Here is a 25,103-nt window from a genome sequence, read left to right as displayed (position 1 = left end):
TGGTTACAAGGACTTGTAGGGGTTGAGTTATCATCGCTGTCTACCTCCTAGCAGTGGTCTTGGCATAATAAGAGACGAACATGAATCGTTCGAGTAAAGGTTTCGGTTTGACCGGTGTTGCAATCGCGGTATTGTTTATGATCGTTACTGCGGCGTTCGCTACTTCGGCTCAATCCAGTGAAATCAACAACGCAGAACAAATCACTTCAAAGTAAGTAATAAAATCAAATAATTACGATAATTCGGCCAGTCCCGGCAGGTTATCGCTTTGCCTGTTTTTCCCGGTTAATCAGTTTCTGATTAGGATGTTTTTTCAGTAATACATAAGTTGCACCGAATCCGCCGTGTTGTGGTTGTGCGGTATGGAATGCAATGACAATATCCAATTGCGGTAACCAGTGATTTACGTAAGATTTTTTCAAGCCTGGAAATGGTTTGCTTTGTTCGCCTCTACCGTGTTGTACGAGTAGAGTGCGCACGCCGCGTTGGTGAGCAGCGGTAAGTCTGGTGTACAGCAACGCGCTGGCATCGTGCAGTGACAAGCCGCTCAATGTTACTTTTTGTTCAATTTCGTACTTACCTAATCGCAGGTTTTTATAGACGCCATCCTGGATTCCCGGCTTTTTGTAATCAAGGTAATCAAGCGGGTCAACGGGCTTCACGCTTTCCATTGTAAACGGGTTTACGTGCTGTTGATTCGCAGCGAGAGCCTCCCGTCGCAATTGCTTGGCGAGCCTTTGCTGCGCGGTGTCCAGCAATACACGGTCGTCAGTTTTGATTGGCTTTACGTCGCCTAATTCTTGTAAAAAATCCTGAAAATCGTCGCTGTGATCGTACATAACACCCTCTTTGCTACTCTTTATACTGGTTGCTTTGGTATCCCGATCACTCTATACCGGCTTGAACAGTCAGGGTCAACTTTTCTGGCTTATTTGAGGTGTCTGGTAAGCAACCGTATTAATAAATACCCCATTGAAATCACAAACACAACCAGGGTGACCTTGGGGCTGAATCCTTGCATTAAAGCAAGGGTAAAGTAACCGATCATGATAATGGCGAGTTGGCTGTGACTGGCTTGCCTGCTTCCTCCTCGCGTTGCTAATGCGGCAACAGCAAAAATCAGCAGATAGGCGGGTACAAATCCGTATTCGAGAGTAATAAACAGGGCTTTTAGCGCAGCCATAACCGCGACAATGGCAAAGCCGGCCGTTAAGCCATAGCAGAGTTTTTGTGACACAGTCACGGGGTGAGAAGGGGATGTGGTTGGCATAAGTTCCTCATTCACTGATAAGAAAGGGCGTGCACACCCTTGATTCTAGTGGATAACAATGCTGGCTAAATAATGTCGGTAACATCAGCCATAGCGATGAGAATACTTGCCACACCAGCACCTATCATTGCACCTTTCCCAAATGGGATAGCCAATGGAATAAAAGCAAGTGATCCTTGTACATATTGTAGTTCGTCGGTTGTCAGTTCCCGCATTTGCTTAGTCATCCATTTCTGCTGCTATTGTGATTCCAGCGCCAGCAGCGAAGCCTGCGCCTGTAGCAATTTGAGTGGCGGAGTAAGTGCGGTATAGATAAATGCCACCGCGTATTCCCCAATAAATAAGCGAACCAAAGCCGCCATTTACCTGTGTTAATTCTTTTTCGTTCAATTCTGTCATCAGTTTCTCCTTTGCAATGCAAAAAATGTCGTCGCTCTTTGCGACACAAACAAGTGTTACGCATTCACAGAGGGTTTGAAACTGTACAAGGGAGGGGTTTAACAAACCGAAAATGGGTGTGTCGAACTGGCGTCCCCACCAGGAATCGAACTCTTATGTACTATAAAGATTGCTGTGAACATATAGATTTATCTTACTTATCCCACTAAAAATGGGAAGTGCAAAAAGTGAAACCTTAGTTTCTGCTAATGCACTAAATGCAGTAGTAATCCGGTGCATCAACAGCTGAATTCCCAGACCTAGTCTAGGAACGTTTTACTAGTAAGGTTAGTGAGGGCGTGAAGCACCAACTCAGAGTCTAATTAACAAATAGGGCTGAAACTATGATAGACGAGACTTTAAATTTCTATACCAACTTCTTGGTAAGATATTTCTCTGTTGGTTAATCTTATAGTGGAATCTACAAGCACCCAAACGCCTGCCACATTCACAAGGGCATGGCCTCTTGTTAGCCAACCGCTTTTTCATTGCCAATGAGTTGAGGCAACCTAAGATCTGGGATTTATTTTGGACACCAAAAATATCACAAAAGTCTTCCAACTCTCCAGCATTCCCATGCTTTAGTTCACCAAATACAAAATCTACACTATTCATAATCTTAAGGGATACTGCATAGATATAAGGAATGAAGAATCTCTTATAGAAAGTGTTAAAGTTCGGTTCTTTACGGATAAATGCTTCAATACGAAATGGAGTCCCCAAACATAGCGAGCCATCAGGGTTTACATGAAAGTCATCCCTTTTCGGCACAAACCCTCCTACCTCCTCAAAAATAGGAGAAGAAAATGGATACTGTTCGGGAATGCTTACTTTAACCTCAATAAGTCTACTGACTTGAGGAAAGTGCTTAAACTGATGACTCAATTTAACTTTCCCTTTCAACTCTATAGACTTACCCTTTGATGTTGGTAGGACGTTCATCAAAGGGTTTTCGTTCAAAAAATCATCTAAACCAATTATTTGCAAAAATCACCTCGCCCTTTGCTCCAAGGCTTTGAGACAGGCTCGCTTACAATTTTCGGCTGTGACGTAATTGCGTCAGAAGTTAAAGGAATCGACAGTAATGATGCTAGTTTGTGGCTTTCAAAGGACACTGATAAATTCTTCGCAAGAGACTCTGAGATCATTTCAAGCTCATTTGACTCCAACAAGAAATCAAAATCACGGTTCACTTGATTAACCCAATTATGAAAATTTCTCTTTAACTCAAGATCATCGTATGCAGGCATCGACCACCGATCAGCAAAATTTTCTTTAGGGTTCACTGGGTTTAGTACTTCGTTCGAATCTGAATTAACAAACTGTTTTAGCCCTAGCAAAACTTCTTTAAGCGCTGACTCCAACGAACTACTACCTGAATATGTAGATGCAGCCAATGTAGTAATAATTACTGAAATTGGTTTGCTGTCTGAGTTATCAGCAAACATTTTATCACGATGTCGCTTAAGTATTTGTACAACCCTTTGCAAAGGTGTTTTTATCTTGTAGAAGGGCACTTCATCAACTTGAGCTGATTCACAAGCAACCTTTAGTAATTCGGTTGGATACATATTGTTCTCAAACCATTGTGCATACCCTTCAGGGTTACTGATCAACCAATCAGGCACTTTCTGAGAATAATTAGGATGCCTATCATCAGTTATACCTACAGCTAACTCTGCAACTTTTTGAGCTAAAGACTCAACAATTCCGTAGTTCTCCATAGACACAACAAGTGACTTCTTTCGAATTTCACTCTCAGGTACACAAGGAACAATATCCATATGAAACTTTAAGTTATCAGCGTACTCTAGTCGCCAACAACGATGTTTTGCTTCTAAAGGCTGCTTAATGCTTCGCGCATTACGGTACAACTCTAACTCAGAACCTATTAACTCTTTCAACTCCAGTTGTGTATGTGTTGTAGAGTCAACACCAGAACGTAAATTACAAGCAAGATCTAAATCATATTCTTCTAAACCTGATAGTGGCTTAATAGCGATACCTAATCTAAACGAACCTTGAGGGAAGATATGAGGGTCAAAATCGGCACACGAAGAACCTTCCCTACCTAACCACTTTCCTATATTTTCATAGCGACGTACTGCTGTTTCATAAGCCGAGTCAGGTAGATCTAAGTCATCAACAAGCTGACTTAGTAGTTGTTCATTATCACGTTTGCTCATTCCTTATCCTTCCTCGTTTGTTAACACAGAGAATTGAACACTGTCACTATTCGGGCTGAGCTCGAAATACCATGGATAGTTCTGGTTCTCAAAGTGATAAACTTTTATAACTTTTGGTAAATGATTTTGATTCATGTCTGCGCCAAGTCGCATTATGAATGATGCTTGGCCAGTTATAGATAAATGGAGTTCTTCCAAATTCTTGTAATGAGTTAATATTTCATTATTAATTAACTCTCTAATTTCACAGACTATTTTAACCTGTTCTTTCTCCGAGAAGAGGTTTCCGATTGACTGGTTCTTCAATCCAATTTGATATACAACATCAACACCAATCTTCTCCAAGAAGTTTTGGGGATTAGAAGGAATAGACAACTCAATTGACAAACCTATCTTAGTCACGTCTTCAGGCGTAGTGACATGTTCAGATTGAATAACATTAACCTGCCCACTTATAGACTGTCCTCTAGTCCTTTGGTCTCTGCAATCTATCCAACGACTTTTTTCTGTTTTTTTAGAATCTCTGTTCCAACAGTAGTAATGAACTAATCTTCTATTGGCAACAAGGAACCCAAGAGAAAAACAATGTGGTACATGAGCTAAAGCCCCCATTGCTAGAGGATGGTCACTCTCAAAGTCGTTAATTTTGACTAGATCTTCTTGAGCAAACTTAGATAAGGCTTCAGTAGATCTCGTGAGCCATTCAGTGAGGGTATCCCCAGATTTTGCCTCCAAATACAGAGCATCATGTATACCTGATGATTCGATCAATGAAGGAAAGGACTTAGACAGAGTTGGGGCTTTGGCAGCTGTTAAGCTCCTCAAATCTATACTTTTTGCACGATTGTCTTTTGACGCTTCTCCCCAGAGGTGCTCATATATTTCTAATAATATACCCATAACTAGACTAGCCAGACCTAAACACGCAAACCCATTAATGATAAAAGGTATAACAGGAGAGCTATTACTGTCCGCACTTAACGTAAAGCCTTCATAGGAAAAAGAGCCTACCAAAGAGCCGAGCCCTATAAAAAGACCTGCAACGCTAATGCCTACTTTCATTAGGTATCGAGCTGACGATAGCCTCTTTTGAGCAATAACATATCCAAAATCCAACACTACATCTAAATTAGGCACTGCTCAGTCTCCATAGAGGGCAAATCGTTAACTAATTGTTTATGGGGGCGGAACTTTGATTTTCAATACTTCTGTATGCTACCACGATAGCTTGAAAACTATCGTGCCTAGCCACGAGTTTACTCGTCTATTTTTCTACTAAGTAGATGCTGATCTTGTAAGTACTATAGAAACTTTGTGCTCTTACTAAAATTCAGTCAAAGACTTAAATTTACAGAGTTGATTAATACACTTTGGGGAAGAACAGATTTGGGATAGCCTGACAGAGCTAGTCACATAAAAAAAACGAAACTGACAGATTACATTCAGACTAATTCAAATAATATAAGCTTTCCTAGATTATAATTTTTTTTCGAGCCACTTGAAAAAGAGTGGAAAATCATTTCTGTTGAGCCTTACTATATCATCGGCTGAATCGTAAACCACTCCCTGAGAAACATCAAAATCTATACTACCCAAGTCCATTAGTAACACATATATTACCTCAAAAAGTGACTCGATAGACTCATCATTTGATGACGTAATTTGATCTACTTTCCTTAAAATCATTTTATCCAAAGACTCATGCTCCAATGCAATCCTACTGGATAGAAGGTTTCTTGTATCTAACAACTCTTTTTTTAGCTCTTTAATATTTTTGTATGCAGTGGTTAGTTTTTTAGATAGTTTATATGCTCTTAGCTTTTCAGTAACAATTTTGTCAGGTTCATTTGAGGTTAGTTTAGGTAATAATTTAGACAAGTGTTCATCGAGCAATATCCTATAATTCACATTTCGTCTCAATGTAGAGCTCGCAACTGGTTTTCCTTCAATTACGGAAAGCTTCTTTGCGATAATCTCGCTCAACTCAGTAATATTGGTAAACCGAGCTCTTTCTTTTTCTAGGCTTAGAATTATTGACCTTATATCTATAATTCTACGCTGTGTGACTCTTTCTCTATATAAATCTAATGAACTTTCTCTGTTATTCATTTATCAATTTAATCCATTCAACTTCTATAGGGTTTGGGGAGGTTAGAGACTCTACAAGCGTTGATTCTTCTATGTCGTGGACGTCACAAATAGTTTTGATCATGTGAAGAGCTACAGTTACATCATCACCTTCCGATGTATCACTGACAAACATATTAGGGTGCTTATTGAGGATTGACTTAATCCTTCTTGTTAACTGCCTCGCTTGTCGTTTCAGCGTTTCTGACTGTAACGTGGAAACGCCTTGACTTTCGATAAGCCTCCCCATCAAATTATTGCTGCTACTTAGATTTTTAATGTGGTTCAGGTGTTTTTCACTTGATCCTCCTATATAGAAGGAACCATTGTCTTTATTTTTTGAAAGGAAGTTATGCCTCACGAGCCAACCTCCAATTTGGTTTATTACTTCGTCTTTCAAAATTCTTAAATTTTCTCTCTCTATTTCTAGTAAGTTTTCACTAGATAGCTCTTTTGTAATTTCTACTGAGTGGTCTCCCAGACGTTTTAACTCAGCTGATATTCCAACTTTATTTGCGTGGCATAGAATTGCATAAGGACAGATTGAACAATTCTTTTTTCCTTGGAGCAAGATTATTACGTCTTTAGGACAGTTATTGTTGTAGGGACATATATGAGTTCTGTTAATAGCGATTTGATCCCTATTTGCTTGCCTAAAGGCATCTAGTGGAGAAGTTAAATTGTTAGTATTAATATGAGATAGGCTGAAAAAGTTGAACGTTTCTATAGCTTTCCCCATGGCATGGCTTTCTAATAACAAATCTTTATCAATGACCGTATCTTTAGCTGGTACGATATTATTAATTTCATACTCAACAGGAATTGGAACGGAAAATTGTTTACTCAGTTGCAAATTCATTGCTAACAACTTTACTCTTTCAACTTCATGAGGCGGGAGTTGTGAATAGTAACCGACAGTAGCAGCTCCTTGTCCTGTCGCTATTTTCCCAACGGTTTCAGGATCAACTAAGACGGTTAAGACTGAATCAAAAGTCGTTCTCAGAGAGTGCGGTGTCCACGCAACAGATTGCTTTAAAGGGGTGTAACGGCATTCATAATCGGGGTATCTAATTACCCATGAGTAATCCATATCAGCGTGTAAAAACACACTAGTGTTCTGAAAAGTTCTTGTATTAGCTTCAAGTGGCAAGGTATAAATTGATGATTTATATTTAATGATTTTATTCGAGTCACAATTTTTATTGTGATGTTCTATCTTAGATTCGAATAATTTACAAAATTTCAGAAGAAAACTATCTGTTGCGGCGTAAACACTACTATTTTTTTGAGTTGATTGGAGTAATGGTGAGATCTTACCCCATTTGGATGATTTTTCTCCGTTATAATATATAGGAGCATTGAATCCATTTCTATTTATGGACCTACGCAGTTTTGCAACTCTATTAAGTAAATTTAATACATGACTCGGTATAGTAATTGGGAAAGGTTTTGTACGCACTTTATCTGTATTTACGAATAGCTCGGCACTATCTTCAACTACCTCAGACTCTCCACAATATACGTTAAAGTTATTTACATCCAGCCAGCGAGCATTTGAATCTCTCAATGCAGTCCAGGCAATTAGATATAAATTAATGACGGCCTGATAAGCTGTAGTTTTTCTTGGGTTTTTATCATCTTCAAATGAAAATAGGCCTAGACAGGATAGATCTATCTTGCCAATGAAAACTTCATATTCTAGCCAACATATTTTTTTGTTAATTATTATTGTCTCTTGATTGGGTTTTCCTTTAAAAATTACATCTTCGGCGTTTTTAACTAATGCATAGGCTAATACTTTTAAGAATTCCTTTAGTAAAATCCAGTAATCAAGTTCGAGCAATTTTTTGTTGCTGCCTGCTAATGAATAGCCTGCTCTAGCATTTTTGTCCCAATCAGATATTGGGTTTGAGTTTAATTTACACTCCTCTAATGAGCTAAACTTGTCTATGATGAAATTGAAGTATCGCTGGATTAAGGATATGGCATCTCTTCCTGAGTTAGTCTTGTTGTAACCTTGCTCATATGCTTTTTCTTCAGTTATTGTATAAATATAATCAAGTAAGGATATTGGTAGAGGAATATCATTTCCTCTTCCGAAATTATGTTCAACTAAAGTTATAGAATGTTTTACGAAAATATAAGGTATAAAATCTGATGGATTCCATGGCATGGAATAAGGGATTTCAGGATTAGTCGCAAAGAATGAGGGTAGGTAATCGAATAGATAAGAGTTAAGGTATGATAACCTTAGCCTTGTAGTTTTTTTGGTTCCTGACTCTCTAATTTGATTCACGAAATCTATTTGTGTTTTTTTCCAATAATTTTCTACATCTAGGTTCTCGGGGTGGTATAAACTCAGGTTCGACTTTACACTAAATTCGAAGTTTCCAAATTTTATTATCTTTGAAGCAGGTCTGGTATGTTGAAGTTCAACAGTTCTAACATCTATCGATTCGCATGTGAATTTTTTAATCAATCCAGGAGCATCAATAATTTTTGTTTTATTTGTTTTCGCAGTTTCTTGTCTTAACTTTGGAATGTTGTTTTTTATTTCATCATTAAACTCATTAAAATATGTGGTGGAGTTTATTGAATCCATAATTTTTAGGTAGAAAGCGAATGCTAAGGTACTCCCAGTAAGCTTGTAATTAACAATATGGTACTCTATTAATCTTTTAACTGTAATATCTTCAAATCTAGTTATGCCGAAATAAGCTACTACCTCTAAGATATTCATAAATGAGCGCTGTCTTGTTGATGCTTTGCCAGTGCCCAAAGACTCCATTTCGGTTCTAATTTTTTTCTTCAGCAAGAATCCAAATAATTTAAATCGAGTATTGCTAGACATCGCATAGATTTTAATTACTAGGTCAGATACTAATCCACATTCATAGTAAGTACGCATTGAATTGGCATCCTTGGGATACCTCAATTGATGCCCATATCGCAATGCTATATGCCCTTCCTCAGACAAGTGTACAAATAATATGTTGATCATATATACAACCATAGAGTCACACTGCTTTCCATGAGTCGAGAAGAAGCCTAAGGCTTCGCAAAATTCCTTTCGTTTAGTTTTAGAATCATTTTCACTCTTACTGAAGTACAAAGAAATATCGTTTAGCTTATCTATCCAACCAGTTGACTCTGTTAACAAATCCCTCAATCGTTTCGCAATATAACCTGTTCTATTTTTATTCCAAGATATGTTATCTAGATCGCTAAATGCCCTTGAAAACCACATATAGGCACATTTGTTAACTTCTTCTGGTGATGTAATGATTGTTGTTGTCGTTCTCATAGCTAGTATTTTCCACTGCGATATGCGGCTATCACAGAATTTTTTAGATCTACTAATTTATCTAAAGGAGCTGAATCTATTGGGTCAATGACCTGAGTGATGACAAGATTCGCCTTACGCATCTTTTCTTTTGAAATTTCATGATCAATTACGGCATAAATTGCTGTTGATGACTCACTTGCATGGCCCATTAAATCTCTGACCTCAAGCAAACTAAAACCCTTTCCCTCAGCTGTTACGTGGAAGTTAACTAGCCAATATCCGTAAAAATGACGTAGCGAGTGAGGGCCATAGGGATCACCATCGTCACTACGGAGTGGACCCCCAATGAGGGTAAGAGCTTTTTTAAGAGGGTAAGCAAGAGTTGAATTTGAACATGTGAAAAGTGGTTTTCCTCGTGAATTATTACCAAGCGTTACAAAGAGATAATTGTGTTTGAGTCCCATAGGCCGTTCAAACTCTAGGTACTTAGCAATTGAATCAAAAAATATACTTTTAAACGGCTCTATAAATGTTACTTCAGAAATTTTCCTTCCTTTAAATGATAAACTCGAAGATTCGGAACTAGTTAACCCTTCAAAACATTCAGTTCGGTCTTGATAGTTATAGGTATGGACTATACTTTCAACCATATCGATGTCATTTATTAATAGTTGAGATACTTCACTTATTCGGAGTCCTCCTCCTGCCATAAGTGCCCAGATTGCTCTGTCTCTGAATGTTGTTGCTGCTTGAAACAACGGCGCTAAATACTCCATGGGGAAATATTTATTTCTTAATTGTTGAGACGAACTATCACCTTTGATTTTAAAAGCTTTAGACTTTGCGTATTTCGGGCCACAACTTACAACTTGTGCAAGTACAGATTTTTCCCTTAAACGCTTAGTCTCACTATGAGCTAACTTCCTGCAATTATTTAGATCTCTATGAATATCTAAGGAAGTTCTATCAACGTTTAAAAATGAAGTATCCGATAGCGATTTTAAAATCGAGTGAAACTGAGCTGAAGCGTCTAGAAACGTGTTAACGGTACTTAGTCTTCGATTTGCTGTTTTGCTAGAGACTGGTTTTATGTTTAATACAGTAGCAGTATTACTAGCCAGTTTCTGCGGGGAGCTTGTACCTAGTGTCAAATAATCTGGATAAGAAAGAATAATATCCGCTAACAGTGTTGATTCTGTCTCAAAATCACAATCAAAGAAGACATTTTGAGCATTATAGACGTACTCCAGAAATGATTTTAAGTCATCTGCATAAGCATCTATTGAATTCTGAGCTCTTTTCCTTGCCTTTGCTTGGTCGGATGCGACTTTTTTTAAAAAATCTAGATAGAAAGGCACACTTTCAGCTGTTTCAGGATGTATCAATTCGTAAAGATAAACCCCCAGCATATCATTATAGAATCTTACTCTCTTAAACCTTAACACTTCCATCAACCCAAACCCAAACTGCACCATTAAAATACTGCACTGAAAATAGTTCAGAAGGTTTGCTATGTCAAGAGCGTAGTGCAGCATTTAAATACTGCACTTTTTGTTGACTAATCTAAAAATGCCAGTCAATATAATTACCTATATATTAAGTACCCTTTGAACTTGAGTTTTATCTTACGGTTTAAAATGCTTTCTTATTGATTATTAAGGTAAAAGGCAATGAGTGTCACATTGAGTGATATAGCAGACATACGTTTGGGGCATCCATTCCGTGGCTCAATAAAGGCAGTGGATGATGGAGATGTTCATGTTGTTCAAGTCAGAGACACAGACGAGTCTGGTGAAATTAATGCTTCAGATTTGGTAATAACCAAGTTAACCGGGCGTAAAAAGCCGGATTGGTTGCAAGCAGGCGATATTTTGTTTGTCGCAAAAGGCGCAAAGCATTATGCGGCGATTGTCGATGATGGCGCGTTACCCGGACAATCAGTGTGTTCACCCCACTTTTTTTTAGTGCGGATAAAACCTAAGAAACATGCCGTTGCTTTACCAGCTTTCATAGCTTGGCAGCTCAACCAAATACCCGCACAACGGTATTTTTTTAATAGTGCTGAGGGCTCGCTTTACGTCAGTATTCGAAAGCAGGTTCTTGAAGATACTCCCTTGGTGTTGCCCAGTATCGAAAGGCAACGGCAATTAATCTCAATGCAACTATGTGCATTGAACGAGAGAAAGACATTGCAAAGATTGATTGAAAATCGACAACAACAAATCAATGCCATTGCAAAAAATGAATTAGAGCCGAGCAGAGCCACTGGTCGAGATTAGGAATACAAATGACAGATTCAGCAAACAACTCAAACGAAACCATTGAACTACTGAACAATATTATTCAATCAGACGTAAACAAAGCTGTATGGTCAGCCTGTGACACGTTCAGAGGCGTTATCAGTGCAGATACATATAAAGACTTCATTCTTACCATGTTGTTTCTCAAATACATTTCTGATGTATATCGCGATGAGTACAACAAGCTAACCGAGCAGTATGGCGATAACCCAGATCTCATCAATGCAATGATGGGTAAACAGCGCTTTGTGTTACCAAAAGGCACTAGCTTTTGGGATTTACATGAGCAACGCCACCAGGCTGGCAATGGACAACGTATCGACCAAGCCCTTCATGCGATTGAAGAAGCCAATGGTGGCAAACTTAAGAATGTGTTTCAGGACATCATGTTCAACACTGATAAGTTGGGTCCTGACAAACAAAAGAACGAATTACTACGCCACTTGTTAGAAGATTTTGCGAAAGCAACGTTAGATTTTCGCCCAAGCCGAATTGGTGGATTAGACGTTATTGGAAACGCTTATGAATACCTGATTAAGCATTTTGCTGCTGGCAGTGGCCGCTCCGCCGGAGAGTTCTACACCCCCCCAGAAGTTTCTGACTTACTGGCAACAGTGCTAGACCCGCAAGAAGGAGACCAAATATGCGACCCTGCTTGCGGCTCCGGCTCCTTGCTAATGAAATGTGGCGCAATCGTACGCAAGAATTCAGGTTCCAAGAAATACGCCCTTTTCGGGCAGGAGGCCATTGGTTCAACTTGGGCTTTGGCAAAAATGAATATGTTCCTTCATGGCGAGGATAACCACCGCATTGAGTGGGGAGATACTATCCGTAACCCACTGTTAAAGGATAAAGACGGCTCAGGCTTACTGCATTTTGATGTGGTGACGGCCAACCCTCCTTTTAGCTTGGAGAAATGGGGCTTTGAAGACGCAGGCAATGATCCTTATGGTCGCTTTAGAAGAGGCATTCCGCCAAAAACCAAAGGTGACTACGCCTTTATTAGCCATATGATAGAAACCCTAAAGCCGGATACAGGTCGTATGGGCGTTGTGGTGCCACATGGAGTGCTGTTTCGAGCATCATCTGAAGGAAAAATTCGTCAGCAATTGATTGAAGAAAACCTACTCGATACGGTTATAGGCCTGCCAGAAAAACTATTTTTTGGTACAGGTATCCCAGCTGCCGTCCTGATTTTCAAAAAGCACAAGACTGATAACAACGTACTGTTTATCGATGCTAGTCGTGAATTCAAATCTGGCAAAAACCAAAACCAGTTAACAGTAGAGAATATCCAGAAGATCATCGACACCTACAAAGCCCGTGAAAACGTCGATAAGTATGCTTACCTGGCTAGTTTCAATGAAATTAAAGAGAACGACTTTAACCTCAATATCCCTCGCTATGTGGATACCTTTGAAGAAGAAGCAGAAATCGATTTGGTTGCAGTGCGTAATGAGCGCGTTCAACTAAAAAGCGAACTACTAACCCTTGAAGCCGAAATGGAAGGTTACTTAAAGGAGTTGGGTTATGGTGCCTAATGGATGGAAACTAACATCTCTTGGGAAGGTCTGTTCCGGAAATTTACAGACTGGCCCTTTTGGCAGTCAGTTACACGCACATGAATATTGCGATCAGGGGGTGGCGGTATTAATGCCCAAAGACCTTCACAATTTTAGAGCAAATTATGAATCCGCAGCAAAAATCCCTGTAGAAAAAGCGAGTGAGCTGACCAAACATCACCTAAAAAGCGGGGATTTGTTATTTAGTCGTAGAGGTGATGTTAGCCGGTTCGCACTCATCGAAGAAGGAGATGAATCAGCTATTTGCGGTACAGGATGTTTGAAAGCCACACCTAATTCAGAACATTCATCGATATTTCTCTCATATTTTCTACAAAAACACGCAGTCAAAAAATGGCTAGAACAAAATGCCGTTGGGCAGACTATGCCAAACATGAACACTGCAATATTGTCAGAACTACCATTAATGGTAGCTTCATCAAAGGAAGAAGAAATAAAGATCGCCAAAATCCTATCTACCTGGGATAAAGCGATTAGCACCACCGAGCACCTAATCGACAACAGCAAACAGCAGAAAAAAGCCCTAATGCAACAACTACTAACAGGCAAAAAACGTTTTGTTGGATTTACTAAGGCCTGGAAGCAGATCCAACTAGGCGATATAGGTAAATGTATTACAGGTTTGACTTATAAGCCATCTGATACCACCGACGACGGAATGCTTGTACTTCGCTCATCAAACATTCAAGACAGCAAGCTTGCGTTCGAAGATAACGTTTTTGTAAATGCAGACTTAAAAGTTAAATCAAAAACTCAAGAAAACGATATTTTAGTTTGTGTTCGAAACGGAAGTAAAAATCTCATTGGTAAGAGTACTCTTATTAAAGGTCGCGCTATAGGGCAAGCTCATGGTGCATTTATGACACTCTTTAGAGGTAAATACCCTCTATATGTGAGTCAACTTTTCCAATCAGATGAATTTTTTAGACAAGTGAATATGAATTTAGGGGCAACCATAAATTCCATTAACACTAGTGACCTACATAAATTCAAGTTCTCTATTCCGTCAGATGAAGAAGAAATAGACGTCATTGCATCGTGTTTATCAAATGCAGAAAAAGAGGTTGAAGTCCTGCAACAACAGCTTGCTGATTTAAGGCAAGAGAAAAAGGCACTTATGCAGCAGTTGTTAACAGGCAAGCGCAGAATAAAAATTGACGAAATGGAGGTCGTATAATGCCAAAAGGTAAAAATCAACACGTAGTAAAACACCCTGATGGCTGGGCGGTGAAAGGAGCGGGAAATAGCAAAGCTACAAAGGTTACCAATACTCAGCAAGAGGCTATAGATAGAGCTGAAGATATAGCCAGAAACCAACAGTCAGATACAAAAATACATGGACGGGATGGCAAGATCAGAGCTGGCAATAGCTATGGCAATGACCCACACCCACCTAAAGACAAGAAGTAAGGATACATATGACTTTTAAGATATTGAGCATCGATGGCGGCGGAATTCGGGGTGTTTACCCTGCGCACATACTTAAATGTTTCGAAGAAAAACTCGGAATCAATCTCTTAGAGTCATTCGACATGATAGCTGGCACTAGTACGGGTTCCATAATTGCGGCTGGAGTTGCATGTAACATCCGTGCAGCCGAAATGGTTAACATGTACAAGGAACATGGCGCGGATATTTTCAAAAAGAAAAAGTCGAGGATTCCCTTTAAAATACAGAGTACAGCTACTCAGCTTATGCTTAAAAGTGTATATGAAAGCGGAAGCTTATCTGACGTACTTAAAGGTGTATTTAATGATTATACGCTTGGGCAAATAGCAAAACCTCTGATTCTGCCAGCAACAGATGTAGGTAATGGTGGCGTTCACGTATTTAAATCGGCTTATCACCCAGATTTTATTCGTGATAGGTCAGTCAAAGTCAGAGATGCTGTTCTAGCATCGTGCTCAGCCCCAACATTTTTCGACCCTCATAAAGTTGATGAGTATTTGTTATCAGATGGTGGCCTGTGGGCAAACAACCCCGCATTAGTGGCCGTTATTGATGCTCAAAAACGACTAGGGATAAATTACGATGATATACAAGTGGTGTCCATCGGCACCGGTCATTCCAAAGTCGCTTATGGTTTAAAGCATAAGGGAGGCTGGGGTTTTGCAACGGGCTGGCGGCATAAAGAATTCATAAATTTTATGTTATCGCTTCAGAGCCAAAGCGCGTTGAATTATCTAAAGCTTCATTTGAAGCCTGAGCAAATATTAAGAATTGATTTTGAGTCCGATACTGATCTCCCACTTGATGACGTTTCTGAAATCGATAATTTGATTAGTTTAGCTGACAAGGATTTTACATATGGAAGTAAAGAGATTAATAACTTTGTCTTGGGAGGAAGTGTATCGTGACTCAAATAGTTTCTAGGGAAGAGGCCCTGTTAACAGCGGCTAAAAAGTTGGACATTTCTCCAACTAAATACAAACAAGCGATTGATCGCTTTAATTCAATGAGATCGCATCTAGAGCAAGGTGACTATCCCGGCACATTTCGTGTTCCAGAGGTATACCTTCAAGGCTCTTTTAAACTTGGAACAGAAATTCGCCCATTCAAAAATAGTAAAGATGCAGATTATGACATTGATTTGGTCTGCAACTTGGGGCATTTAAAACAAGCAGTACTAGCCTCCACTGTGAAAAATCAGGTTGGACAACGGATTAGAGAGAATGGCACTTATGCCCGATTGTTAGATGATGAAGGAAAGCGCTGCTGGACTCTCAATTATGCTGAAGATGATGGTGTTGGATTCCATATGGATATTCTCCCTTCAGTAGCAGAAAACAGTTTATTGGCGCGACCCCAATCAATTGCAGCTACAAATAAAGATCAAGAAAACAGCTACTCTTGGACAACGAGCAACCCGAAAGGATTTGCTGAATGGTTTTACGAAAGAAATGGCGCTGCATTTGAACTAGAAAAATATCGTCAGAAGCAACGTATCTTCAATAATCAAAGACAGTTGTACAATTCAATTAACGATGTTCCCAATATTCACGTTAAAACGCCGTTACAAAGGGCTATTCAATTATTAAAAAGACATCGTGACGTAAGATTCTCGCAATCAGATATAGAAAGCTTCAAGCCAATCTCAATGATCATTACTGTATTAGCTGCCAATTGTTATAACAATGAAGCAACTATCTATGACACGTTGAGAAATCTAATATCATCTTTAAATCAGCATTCTCATCAATTAAGCAATAGCTTTGTTTTTAATGATTACTACGCAAGAAATACCTATACATTGATAACTCGCACGTCTGATGGAAAGTGGCTTATCCCCAACCCAGCTAATCCAAGCGAAAACTTCGCTGACCGATGGCATGAGGATAATAACGCAAGAGCAAACGCTTTTTTCCAATGGGTGGGTTGGCTCAGAGACGACTTCATCAATATTGAAAACTTTATCGAAGAAGATAAGTTTACCAAGTCACTTGTTGATGTATACAAACCAACAAATTTACCTGCACTAAGCTTTAATGTGCCGCATAAGGAACAACTGAGATACCCGATCGTTCCAAATATGTATTCAGCGGATATTAAAGCAAGTTATAAATCCAACATATATTGGAAAGAGTTTAAATCTGGACAGCCTTTACTCAAAGGAAAGGAACTAAAGTTCAAATTAAAGACTGACGTTCCTGCACCATTTGACGTTTATTGGCAGGTAGTAAATACAGGGCAAGAGGCGGCAAATGTAGGACAGCTTAGAGGCGAAATATCTCCTCAGCCGAATACAGCCTCAGACGAAATTTATAGAATAGAATCTACTTCCTACACCGGTGATCATTGGGTTGAAGGATTCGTCATAAAAGATCAGGTATGCGTCGCGAGAACTGGTGAGTTTGTAGTCAGCATTAGAGATAGGTTCTCTGTATGAAGAGTGTAAGTTTCCAAGAAGAATTCAGCGCAAAAATTCCCTCTTTAGCACTTCTTAGCAACCTAGGATATGAGTTTATACCTTCAACTCAGTGTGAGTTATTGCGCGGTAGTCAGCTATCAAAGTCCGGAAAAAGTTCATCACAAGTGATTTTGCAATCTGTGATGAGAAGCTTTCTTGCCAAACAGTACTTCTCCTTTGCTGGTAAATCACACCTGTTATCTGAAGATGCAATTGATAAAGTAATGCATGAGCTAAGCCCTGCAATGAATTTAGGGTTACAGGGGGCAAATGAAAAGCTTTATAACGCATTGATGTATGGGATAAGCGTGACGGAGTTCATTGACGGTAAAAAGGCGTCGATGACAGTTCAACTAATCGATTGGAAAGAACCGAAAAACAATAGCTTTCACTTTACCGAAGAGATGGTTGTACAAAATGCTCAGGGCATAGGAAATCGCATTCCCGACATCGTATGCTTTGTAAATGGCCTTCCCTTTGTTGTTATTGAAGCAAAGCGACCAGATTCAAACAAAGAAGGTAAATCAACCTGTTTTGAAGCGATATCTCAACATATTCGCAATCAAAAACAAGGTGAGATACCTCACCTTTATGCTTTCAGCCAATTGCTATTAGCGGTCAATGGTTATGATGGGTTGTATGCTACATGTGGGACACCTGAAAAGTTTTGGGCTAAATGGAAAGAAGAAATGATTCCCGAAGCCGAATTTGTTCGTCTCAAGAACAAAAGGCTGGAATCAAACAAACTCGATAGTCTTTTTGCACACCGTACCCGAGCGGCCAAAGATGACTACCTATCGCTTGTTAACGCAGGAGATTTAACGGTAACTGACCAGGATAGATTGATTATCAGTTTACTTTCTCCTGAGCGTTTATTAGAGATGGTCCGGTTGTTTGTTTTGTTCGACAAGAAAGCCGGAAAAATTGTTGCTCGCTACCAGCAAGTCTTTGGCATTAAAGCCATGCTTGAACGTATTAACACCTTTGATGAAAGAGGGGCTCGGGAAGGCGGTGTAATCTGGCACACCACTGGTAGCGGTAAGTCATTCACCATGGTGTTCTTATCAAAGGCTCTGATTTGGCTGGAGTCGTTAGCCAATTGCCGTGTGATTGTCGTCACCGACCGGGTTGATTTAGAAGATCAGCTTAGTCGCACCTTTTCCTCTGGTGGTGTACTCACAGACAGAGACAAGAAGTCTGCTATGGCGACCTCAGGTCGTCGTCTTGCTGAACAAATTGGTACTGGGAATGAACGGGTCATATTCTCCATAATTAATAAGTTTGGCTCCGCGATTAAACACAAAATTTGTTTTAACGACAGCCCGAATATTCTTGTTCTGATAGACGAAGGCCACCGGAGCCAAAACGGCGAAAATAATATCCGCATGCAGCAGATGCTGCCCAAAGCTTCGTTTATTGCCTTTACTGGTACACCATTACTGAAAGACGATAAAACCGAAAATAAATTCGGCAAAATCATCCATTCATACACAATGCAGCAAGCTGTTGAAGACAAAACAGTAACCCCTTTGCTTTATGAAGAACGTATTCCTGAGCTGAACGTGAATGATGAAGCGATAGATGCCTGGTTTGACAGAAGCACAAGCAAACTCACCGACGAGCAAAGAGCAGATCTGAAACGAAAGTTTTCACAGAAAGGTCAGATATATCAAACCGAAGGGCGTATTGACCTGATCGCTTACGATATCTCAGACCATTTCCAAAACTTCAAGCGTCAAGGGTTGAAGGGCCAGTTGGCTTGCGATTCGAAAGCCTCTGCAATTCGTTACAAAGAAGCATTAGATAAAATAGGCAAACTAACATCCGTTGTTGCTATGTCTTCTCCTGATACCCGTGAAGGCCATGATGCCGTAGATAAAGAAAGTAAAGACGTTGTTCAAAACTGGTGGAAAAATAATGTGGGTTCGAATGATGAAAAAGCCTACACAAAAGCCATTATTGAAGAATACGGGCACAATGATGGCCCTGATTTAATGATTGTTGTCGATAAGCTGCTTACTGGATTTGATGAACCTAAAAATACGGTGCTTTATATTGATAAACCGTTGAAGGAGCATAACCTAATCCAAGCGATTGCCCGAGTTAACCGATTACACAGCAAAAAGCAGTTTGGCTACCTCATCGACTACCGAGGCATTTTAAAAGAGCTTGATACAACAATCGAAAAGTATCAGGACCTCGCAGAACGCACTCAAGGCGGATTTGATATTGACGACCTTAAAGGTCTTTATAGTCGAATGGACACTGAGTATAAAAAGCTTCCGGGCCTTCACAGTGATTTGTGGCAGATATTTAGTGCGGTTAAAAACAAACAAGATGGCCCAGCTTTACGCCAGGTTCTTGCCCCCAAAATTGAAGATATCGAAGGTCAGCTTGTTGATAGTAATATAAAAAAACGAGACGACTTTTACTCTGCCCTGACAGCATTTTCAAACTGTATGAAAGTTGCGCTGCAATCAGCGACTTACTTTGAAGATAAATCGTTCGAAGGTAAGCGAGATCTATTTAAAAATGATTTAAAAATGTTCGTCGCTCTTAGAAAGCAAGTGAGAGAGGATGCGAACGAAACCATCGATTACGATGAATATGCCGAAGATATTAAGAGCCTGTTGGATAAGCATATCGCAGGTATTGAGATTAAAGAGCCTGACGGCGCATATTTGGTCGGCAATCTTGGAAAAAATGTTAAGCCTACTGACATGACGGATGATGAAGCCCGTAACCAAACCGATAAAATCACCGGTCGTATTACTAAAATGATCGAGCAAGATTTAGCTGATGATCCCTACGCGCAAGAGTATTTCTCAAAGCTTTTGAAAAAGGCAATTGAAGACGCAAAAGCGATGTTTGATGCCCCGGTTAAACAGTACATCTTATTCGCTGATTTCGAACAGGATGTAAAAGAGCGCAAAGTTCAGGATATGCCAGATGCCTTCCATGATGAAAATGGCAAGCTCAATAAACACGCTCAAGCTTACTATGGCCTGTTTCAACATCTTCTAGGCAAAGATTACTTTAGCAATAAAGGGATTAGTGATGAACAGCTAACCCAATATGCCTTCAGTATTGATGAAGTAGTTAATAATGCTGTCGCTGAGTACTCGATTAACCCTTCTGAAATCGACAATGCGATTAGTATGAAATTGTTGCCAATGTTGTTTGCAGATTTAGGAGTTCAGGATGCTCAGCGCTACATCGAAGAAGTACTAAAGATTACTCGTCTTGGAATTTCGCGTAGTTAAGCCTTTGTAGAAATGATGAAAAAAGCTATCCCAGCAGAAATTCAAAAGAGTACGTCTGAAACCGGTGTGTTCGCCTATGGTGGTGAAATTATTCACTACGATATTATTCGTAGAGCTATGTCGAACACTTCGCGAACCAGAAAAGTAGTGATTAAAGTTCACCCAGATCAGCGTGTAGTTGCCATTGTTCCTGATGATGCCACTACTGAGTCCATAAATAATGCTGTCTTGAAACGCGCCAGATGGATTTGGGACAGCATACGTGAGTTTGCTTCTCAAAAAGACTATGTATTTGAAAAACAGTACATAAGTGGCGAACCTGTATTTTATCTTGGTAAGAGATATATGCTTAAGGTAATCGAAAACAGTGAGTTGGTCCCAAGTGTAAAGCTATCCAGAGGAAAACTTAACGTAACCTTGAAAGCAAATATGCCTAATAAAAAACAAACAGTTAAGGGACTTTTGAATACCTGGTACAAACAGAAAGCAAAAGCAACCTTTCATGAGCGTTTAAATGAAATGTTACTTAAAGCCACTTGGGTAGAAGGTCTGCCACGATTTCGAATAATGGCCATGAAGACACAATGGGGCAGCTGCTCTACCCAAGGTAATTTGATGCTAAACCCTCACCTGGTAAAAGCGCCTAAAGAGTGCATTGACTATGTAATTTTGCATGAGCTTTGCCATATAGCCGAACATAACCACAGTGAGAAGTTTTGGCGTTTGCTGACACAAGTAATGCCCAACTGGAAAGAAGTTAAAGCCAAGTTAGACGATATGGCAGAGTTGTATTTGAATGAATAACTCAGAATTAATATCAGTTTGCACTAGTGACTGTTGCGGACAATAAAAATTGGCCACAGGGTTAGAGCTTTTTTCATGCTTTTTCCAATCCGAAATCTGTCAATTTTTGCCGACTCGTAACTCAAAAATGTCCACTACCAAGCAGTCTTCTGACTCGCTCCTTTAGCATAACGAGAACTTACATATCATTTTTCTGCTAATTGACCAATTTTATCTAATGCTTCAACATGTATATTGTTGATTAAGATTCAAATCAGTCATGGACTAGATTAGTTGGCATAGGACATAAAAATGATAAGAAAAGCATCCGAAATATTAGAAAAGTTTATAGCTGAAGAGGCTAAAAGGCTTGATGGTGTCAAAATGCCCCATATGCCAACGTTAGGCAGTGCCTATGAAGAGATAACCCGTCAAGGTATAGATAATCGGTTTACGATCCCAAAAGCATTGGATCTAAAAGTAGTATCAGGTTTTATCTCAATTGAAGGTGAGATGCAACCTGAACAAATTGACTGTATGCTTGTTCATGGTGATGGGATTAAATATGGATTAACTGAACAATACATATATGATATTGAGTCTGTTTTATGTATTTTTGAAGTAAAGAAAACATTAAACAAACCTGACTTTAAAGACGCTTTAGAGCACCTAAGTAAAATAAGAAAAAGTTACGGACAATTATTTGAAAAAAAACTTATCGAATATGACTATGAACCAGATTTACATGTGGCGGGTAAGTTATTCTCCCAAATAACTGGCAAACCGTCACCTGTAAAATATCGCCAAATTCATGATCTGGAGCCAGAAGATGGTGTGCTATTTTATTCGCTGGTTCAAGAATGCTACGCGCCAGTTAGTATTATTCATGGTTATGGTGGATATAAAACTGAATCTGGATTGAGAAATGCGTTTGTTGATATTCTTGCCCAAGAAAAAGATAGCAATGGTAATGGTTTTGGCATCCCTTCATTTCCTACATTAGTTACCGCAAATAACTATTGTTTGGTAAAGAATAATGGCTTCCCTTACATGGCTCTACAAGGTGTAAATAATTGGGTTGCTATTTCTTCTACTCGACACAATCCAGCGTACATCATGCTGGAAATAATTTGGTCAAAGATATCACAATACTTTGATGTTACGATGCCTTGGGAAGATACACTAGAAACTGAAAATTTAGCACCTCTTTTAACCGCAACAGTACGTCGCGAGGGCGATAATGTTGGTTGGTGGTATAGAACTAATGAGCCATCAGAGAAAATCCTAAAAAGAGAAGCTAATACCAAATGGGAGCCTGCGAAGTTAAGTGCAGCAGCCATTACGTTAACTAATTTAATGATTTGGCGCGGTGGCGAGTTTGATGTATCTGATGGCTCAGAGTGGCTATCAGACAAGTTTGGAACCACCTTTGAAGATGTTACAGAAGAGCTTCTTAGCTCTGGATATTTCATGAATGACAACGGTTTTCTTCGTCCAATTGAGTCTGTTAGTTTCATCGCTACGGCTGACGATAATACTGGTTACATTTCTACTGACAGAAAAATGCTAGATATTTGGCTTAAAGGGCAAGAACAAGAGTTCGTAATTTCTAATTTCATCTTTATGTAAACTATAATCGTTGAAATAAAATGAGCCTTTCTCCCGTTAATAGGCAATAGCGCCTTTTTCGCTTCTCTAGCAGGTAATTCCCTTATTCTGTGAACTACAGCTTATTCAGCACTACGGCTTATTCGAAATATTTTGGGTTCAGCATTTCGATTCTAGCCAATGAACCATGGGCCTCGATTTGTTCGTCGCTTAATGTTTGATCTTCAAATTTTTCGAGTTTAATGGAACGATTATGTTCTATGACTGTACATAGCAATATATCATTGATACTTAGTTTGCTGCCCTCCAAAAGTTCATCAGGTAACGGGATAGTTAGGTTTTTACCAACTGTTACGATCATGGATAGAAGTCCCATAAATAATATTAACTGTTTATATTAAGCATAAATTTGTTTCGAACTTATGTTCTTGGTACGCAGCCGCATGTCTGTTAAACCGTAACAGCAAATGTAATGTGTCTTATCAATGAACCATTTCATTTGAACGAGCAACTTTCTTACTTTTCTGAATATGTAAGAAATTTATGGAATCAGTGTTTAAAGACACATTGAATAACTTCGCTGTTATAACGAGCCTCTTGAATCGCTACTCTTTCTTATTGCCGGAGTAACTCTTCGCGATATCTTCAGCACTACTCGTAAATAGGGAGAGCGCTCCGAAGTTACTAGATTCAATTTTTTCAAACAATTCACTTAGGTAAAGCGCGGAATCTTCTGTTGACTCTTTAGGCAGAGTGTTTAGTAAGTGAGTGTCTAGGCGCAAAATATCATTTTTTAATGCTATTTCATGATGCAAATCATCACTGTTCATCCACAACACCTGAAAGCCCCAATCTTCAGCAGGCTCCAATATTTGCTCAATAAGAACTTCACGAGCAAATGATGATAAGTTGTCAGCTCGATTTTTCATCAACTTGTAAACAGTTCCTGATTTTTGTTTCCATACAAAAAAGCTTCCAAAGTCAACTAAAGAGCTAAAAGCATGATCTCCGGATGATATGCGCCACTCATCATCTTTAACCCAGCTTGAAAATATTCGGTGAATAATTTTCCCATCATTGAACTCTGTTCTGACAACCACCCAACCGTCTGGGATTAAGCAATTACATTCGTTATATTTTGTAATTCCGAGTCCATGCTCATATATACTTTTGAGGTTGTAACGACCTGTCAGAATGTCCTTCAACCCGCCAATGTGCAGATGTTCATAAACGAAATGTAAAGTTGCTTCAGCTACTTTGACGTTTAAGTTAGTACTACAGGATTTTTTTCTGACCTTTCGAAGGTGCTTGTTCAAACCTTCATCTACCGAAATTTCGTAAGCAATGTTGTGGAGCATTTTAATTACTCCAGCACGCATGAGAATTTGGAAATCGTCATAAGCAGTTAGCTTTACCGTATTCATAACACTCCTAATGCCATTTTAAATAATTATTGATATATTATGTGGCACCAGAATAGTGCCAAAGGGAGTGTAGCATCGGCACTGTTTTGGTGCCAATTAAAAAGAAGAATAAAATGCTGTAATGATAAAACACATAAATGATCCTCGTTATCACGAATTGATACAATGGCTTAAGACTGTTCGCAATGAGCAGGGTTTGAGTGTGCGTGATCTAGGAGAATTACTTAATGAGCCACATCAGTTTGTTGTGAAGGTTGAAACTCATGAAAGAAAGCTGAATGTATTTGAGTATGTTCAGTATTGTGAAGTATTGAAAGTAGATCCCGCTATAGGCTTAAAAAAACTAACTAAGAGAATAGTCAAACAAAACTAATTGCAAAGTTAATGCATTTAAACCTATCACATGTAACTTCATTACCTCGAACCAATTAAAGAGCGACCTGTTCCAATATCTATTCTTATTTTATACAGATTTACCTGCAAAATTGATTTTAAATTATTGATAAATAAAGGATTGGCCAGGACGGTGGAGATCGAATCCACAACCTTCCCCTTAGGAGGGGGATGCTCTATCCAATTGAGCTACGTCCTGTTTAGAGACTTTGACTATTGCACTAACCCCTATAGTACATAAGAACCTGGATCTAAGCCTTAGGAGGGCCTTGTTTTATCCATTAAACTACAGGGACGAGGCGGCTATCATAACGATTATGATGCATTATGTTAACTGCCTCGTTGAATTTACTGGTTTATTTGTTGGTAATTTGACCTGTGTTGAAAATCTTGGGTTTGCGTCGAGAGCTTAATATGCTCTGTTATTGTAACTATCTGCCGAATAGACAATAAGAATGTGCGATAACAGTCAGAGGTTTTGTTTTTTGGAATTTGTAAAGGACTAGCATCTTTTGCACATTAGTTTGCAGAACCC

Annotated in this window: 22 protein-coding genes and 1 tRNA gene; 11 read left to right on the top strand and 12 right to left on the bottom strand. The window is 39.2% G+C overall.

The features are described 5' to 3' along the window. The first annotated feature begins 80 nt into the window (after window positions 1–80). Window positions 81–215 (top strand): hypothetical protein, encoded by a 135-nt coding sequence (locus tag FJ444_RS21565; RefSeq protein WP_255438889.1) that lies wholly within the window; start codon window positions 81–83, stop codon window positions 213–215. Between the two features lie 45 nt (window positions 216–260). Here the strand turns inward: FJ444_RS21565 and smrA are convergent, their stop codons facing one another. The 10 genes from smrA to FJ444_RS01770 all read right to left on the bottom strand — a co-directional run bounded on the left by smrA (window position 261) and on the right by FJ444_RS01770 (window position 10,842). Then, window positions 261–839: a DNA endonuclease SmrA gene (gene smrA / locus FJ444_RS01810; protein WP_140956193.1), complete on the bottom strand. Its 579-nt coding sequence runs from the start codon at window positions 837–839 to the stop codon at window positions 261–263. An 89-nt stretch (window positions 840–928) separates the two neighbouring features. Beyond that, complete coding sequence (locus FJ444_RS01805) at window positions 929–1,270, bottom strand: hypothetical protein (RefSeq protein ID WP_140956192.1); 342 nt, start codon at window positions 1,268–1,270, stop codon at window positions 929–931. A gap of 65 nt (window positions 1,271–1,335) precedes the next feature. Beyond that, the gene (locus FJ444_RS21305; RefSeq protein ID WP_181405027.1) at window positions 1,336–1,497 is read right to left on the bottom strand and encodes a hypothetical protein; all 162 of its coding nucleotides are present in this window, start codon (window positions 1,495–1,497) and stop codon (window positions 1,336–1,338) included. Next, complete coding sequence (locus tag FJ444_RS01800; RefSeq protein ID WP_140956191.1) at window positions 1,490–1,669, bottom strand: bacteriocin; 180 nt, start codon at window positions 1,667–1,669, stop codon at window positions 1,490–1,492. The genes FJ444_RS21305 and FJ444_RS01800 overlap by 8 nt, the downstream gene beginning before the upstream one ends. Window positions 1,670–2,050: 381 nt before the next feature. Then, window positions 2,051–2,695 carry a hypothetical protein gene (locus tag FJ444_RS01795; RefSeq protein WP_140956190.1) on the bottom strand — a complete coding sequence of 215 codons (645 nt, stop codon included), beginning with the start codon at window positions 2,693–2,695 and terminating at the stop codon, window positions 2,051–2,053. Then, entirely contained in the window at window positions 2,686–3,894 is a 1,209-nt protein-coding gene (locus FJ444_RS01790) for a nucleotidyltransferase (protein ID WP_140956189.1), read from the bottom strand. Before FJ444_RS01790 ends, FJ444_RS01795 begins: the two co-directional genes overlap by 10 nt. 3 nt (window positions 3,895–3,897) lie before the next feature. Beyond that, a complete protein-coding gene (locus FJ444_RS01785) occupies window positions 3,898–5,031 on the bottom strand; it encodes an SAVED domain-containing protein (RefSeq protein ID WP_140956188.1) in 1,134 nt (377 codons plus the stop codon). Between the two features lie 339 nt (window positions 5,032–5,370). After that, window positions 5,371–6,003 (bottom strand): hypothetical protein, encoded by a 633-nt coding sequence (locus FJ444_RS01780; protein WP_140956187.1) that lies wholly within the window; start codon window positions 6,001–6,003, stop codon window positions 5,371–5,373. Further along, entirely contained in the window at window positions 5,996–9,325 is a 3,330-nt protein-coding gene (locus FJ444_RS01775) for a hypothetical protein (protein ID WP_140956186.1), read from the bottom strand. Before FJ444_RS01775 ends, FJ444_RS01780 begins: the two co-directional genes overlap by 8 nt. Window positions 9,326–9,327: 2 nt before the next feature. Further along, window positions 9,328–10,842, bottom strand: coding sequence for a site-specific integrase (locus FJ444_RS01770; RefSeq protein ID WP_140956185.1), 1,515 nt, complete (start codon window positions 10,840–10,842; stop codon window positions 9,328–9,330). 135 nt (window positions 10,843–10,977) lie between these two features. Between FJ444_RS01770 and FJ444_RS01765 the strand changes: the two genes are divergently transcribed. The 9 genes from FJ444_RS01765 (at window position 10,978) to FJ444_RS01725 (ending at window position 22,772) form a co-directional block, all read left to right on the top strand. After that, window positions 10,978–11,586, top strand: a complete 609-nt coding sequence (locus FJ444_RS01765; protein WP_140956184.1) for a restriction endonuclease subunit S — start codon at window positions 10,978–10,980, stop codon at window positions 11,584–11,586. 8 nt (window positions 11,587–11,594) lie between these two features. Beyond that, complete coding sequence (locus FJ444_RS01760; protein WP_140956183.1) at window positions 11,595–13,148, top strand: type I restriction-modification system subunit M; 1,554 nt, start codon at window positions 11,595–11,597, stop codon at window positions 13,146–13,148. Then, window positions 13,138–14,367, top strand: a complete 1,230-nt coding sequence (locus FJ444_RS01755) for a restriction endonuclease subunit S (RefSeq protein WP_140956182.1) — start codon at window positions 13,138–13,140, stop codon at window positions 14,365–14,367. The genes FJ444_RS01760 and FJ444_RS01755 overlap by 11 nt, the downstream gene beginning before the upstream one ends. Next, window positions 14,367–14,600 (top strand): DUF2188 domain-containing protein, encoded by a 234-nt coding sequence (locus FJ444_RS01750; RefSeq protein WP_140956181.1) that lies wholly within the window; start codon window positions 14,367–14,369, stop codon window positions 14,598–14,600. Before FJ444_RS01755 ends, FJ444_RS01750 begins: the two co-directional genes overlap by 1 nt. Window positions 14,601–14,608: 8 nt before the next feature. Further along, window positions 14,609–15,547, top strand: coding sequence for a CBASS cGAMP-activated phospholipase (locus FJ444_RS01745; protein ID WP_140956180.1), 939 nt, complete (start codon window positions 14,609–14,611; stop codon window positions 15,545–15,547). After that, window positions 15,544–17,076, top strand: a complete 1,533-nt coding sequence (locus FJ444_RS01740; protein ID WP_140956179.1) for a nucleotidyltransferase — start codon at window positions 15,544–15,546, stop codon at window positions 17,074–17,076. Before FJ444_RS01745 ends, FJ444_RS01740 begins: the two co-directional genes overlap by 4 nt. After that, window positions 17,073–20,360 (top strand): type I restriction endonuclease subunit R, encoded by a 3,288-nt coding sequence (locus tag FJ444_RS01735; RefSeq protein WP_140956178.1) that lies wholly within the window; start codon window positions 17,073–17,075, stop codon window positions 20,358–20,360. The genes FJ444_RS01740 and FJ444_RS01735 overlap by 4 nt, the downstream gene beginning before the upstream one ends. A 12-nt stretch (window positions 20,361–20,372) precedes the next feature. Beyond that, on the top strand, window positions 20,373–21,164 hold the full coding sequence (locus FJ444_RS01730) for a M48 family metallopeptidase (protein ID WP_140956177.1): 792 nt from the start codon (window positions 20,373–20,375) through the stop codon (window positions 21,162–21,164). 291 nt (window positions 21,165–21,455) lie between these two features. Continuing rightward, on the top strand, window positions 21,456–22,772 hold the full coding sequence (locus FJ444_RS01725) for a DUF6602 domain-containing protein (RefSeq protein ID WP_140956176.1): 1,317 nt from the start codon (window positions 21,456–21,458) through the stop codon (window positions 22,770–22,772). 584 nt (window positions 22,773–23,356) lie between these two features. Here FJ444_RS01725 and FJ444_RS01715 read toward each other — a convergent pair. Then, complete coding sequence (locus tag FJ444_RS01715) at window positions 23,357–24,175, bottom strand: hypothetical protein (RefSeq protein WP_140956174.1); 819 nt, start codon at window positions 24,173–24,175, stop codon at window positions 23,357–23,359. A 121-nt stretch (window positions 24,176–24,296) separates the two neighbouring features. On the opposite strand from FJ444_RS01715, the gene FJ444_RS21760 reads away from it, so the two are divergent. Next, on the top strand, window positions 24,297–24,548 hold the full coding sequence (locus FJ444_RS21760; protein ID WP_140956173.1) for a helix-turn-helix transcriptional regulator: 252 nt from the start codon (window positions 24,297–24,299) through the stop codon (window positions 24,546–24,548). A gap of 142 nt (window positions 24,549–24,690) precedes the next feature. Here FJ444_RS21760 and FJ444_RS01705 read toward each other — a convergent pair. Next, window positions 24,691–24,767 (bottom strand) — tRNA-Arg (locus FJ444_RS01705). Window positions 24,768–25,103 lie beyond the last annotated feature (336 nt).

Source organism: Aestuariibacter sp. GS-14, from assembly GCF_006494365.1.
In the GTDB taxonomy this organism is placed as follows: domain Bacteria; phylum Pseudomonadota; class Gammaproteobacteria; order Enterobacterales; family Alteromonadaceae; genus Alteromonas; species Alteromonas mangrovi.
The sequence above is the reverse complement of the archived record's forward strand: the minus strand, read 5'-3'. Positions and strand labels throughout refer to the sequence as shown.

Coding starts and splice junctions, on each gene's coding strand:
- FJ444_RS21565 (WP_255438889.1), top strand. CDS start 81: ATGAATCGTTCGAGTAAAGGTTTCGGTTTGACCGGTGTTGCAATCGCG.
- smrA (WP_140956193.1), bottom strand. CDS start 839: ATGTACGATCACAGCGACGATTTTCAGGATTTTTTACAAGAATTAGGC.
- FJ444_RS01805 (WP_140956192.1), bottom strand. CDS start 1,270: ATGCCAACCACATCCCCTTCTCACCCCGTGACTGTGTCACAAAAACTC.
- FJ444_RS21305 (WP_181405027.1), bottom strand. CDS start 1,497: ATGACTAAGCAAATGCGGGAACTGACAACCGACGAACTACAATATGTA.
- FJ444_RS01800 (WP_140956191.1), bottom strand. CDS start 1,669: ATGACAGAATTGAACGAAAAAGAATTAACACAGGTAAATGGCGGCTTT.
- FJ444_RS01790 (WP_140956189.1), bottom strand. CDS start 3,894: ATGAGCAAACGTGATAATGAACAACTACTAAGTCAGCTTGTTGATGAC.
- FJ444_RS01780 (WP_140956187.1), bottom strand. CDS start 6,003: ATGAATAACAGAGAAAGTTCATTAGATTTATATAGAGAAAGAGTCACA.
- FJ444_RS01775 (WP_140956186.1), bottom strand. CDS start 9,325: ATGAGAACGACAACAACAATCATTACATCACCAGAAGAAGTTAACAAA.
- FJ444_RS01770 (WP_140956185.1), bottom strand. CDS start 10,842: ATGCTGCACTACGCTCTTGACATAGCAAACCTTCTGAACTATTTTCAG.
- FJ444_RS01765 (WP_140956184.1), top strand. CDS start 10,978: ATGAGTGTCACATTGAGTGATATAGCAGACATACGTTTGGGGCATCCA.
- FJ444_RS01760 (WP_140956183.1), top strand. CDS start 11,595: ATGACAGATTCAGCAAACAACTCAAACGAAACCATTGAACTACTGAAC.
- FJ444_RS01755 (WP_140956182.1), top strand. CDS start 13,138: ATGGTGCCTAATGGATGGAAACTAACATCTCTTGGGAAGGTCTGTTCC.
- FJ444_RS01750 (WP_140956181.1), top strand. CDS start 14,367: ATGCCAAAAGGTAAAAATCAACACGTAGTAAAACACCCTGATGGCTGG.
- FJ444_RS01745 (WP_140956180.1), top strand. CDS start 14,609: ATGACTTTTAAGATATTGAGCATCGATGGCGGCGGAATTCGGGGTGTT.
- FJ444_RS01735 (WP_140956178.1), top strand. CDS start 17,073: ATGAAGAGTGTAAGTTTCCAAGAAGAATTCAGCGCAAAAATTCCCTCT.
- FJ444_RS01730 (WP_140956177.1), top strand. CDS start 20,373: ATGATGAAAAAAGCTATCCCAGCAGAAATTCAAAAGAGTACGTCTGAA.
- FJ444_RS01725 (WP_140956176.1), top strand. CDS start 21,456: ATGATAAGAAAAGCATCCGAAATATTAGAAAAGTTTATAGCTGAAGAG.
- FJ444_RS01715 (WP_140956174.1), bottom strand. CDS start 24,175: ATGAATACGGTAAAGCTAACTGCTTATGACGATTTCCAAATTCTCATG.
- FJ444_RS21760 (WP_140956173.1), top strand. CDS start 24,297: ATGATAAAACACATAAATGATCCTCGTTATCACGAATTGATACAATGG.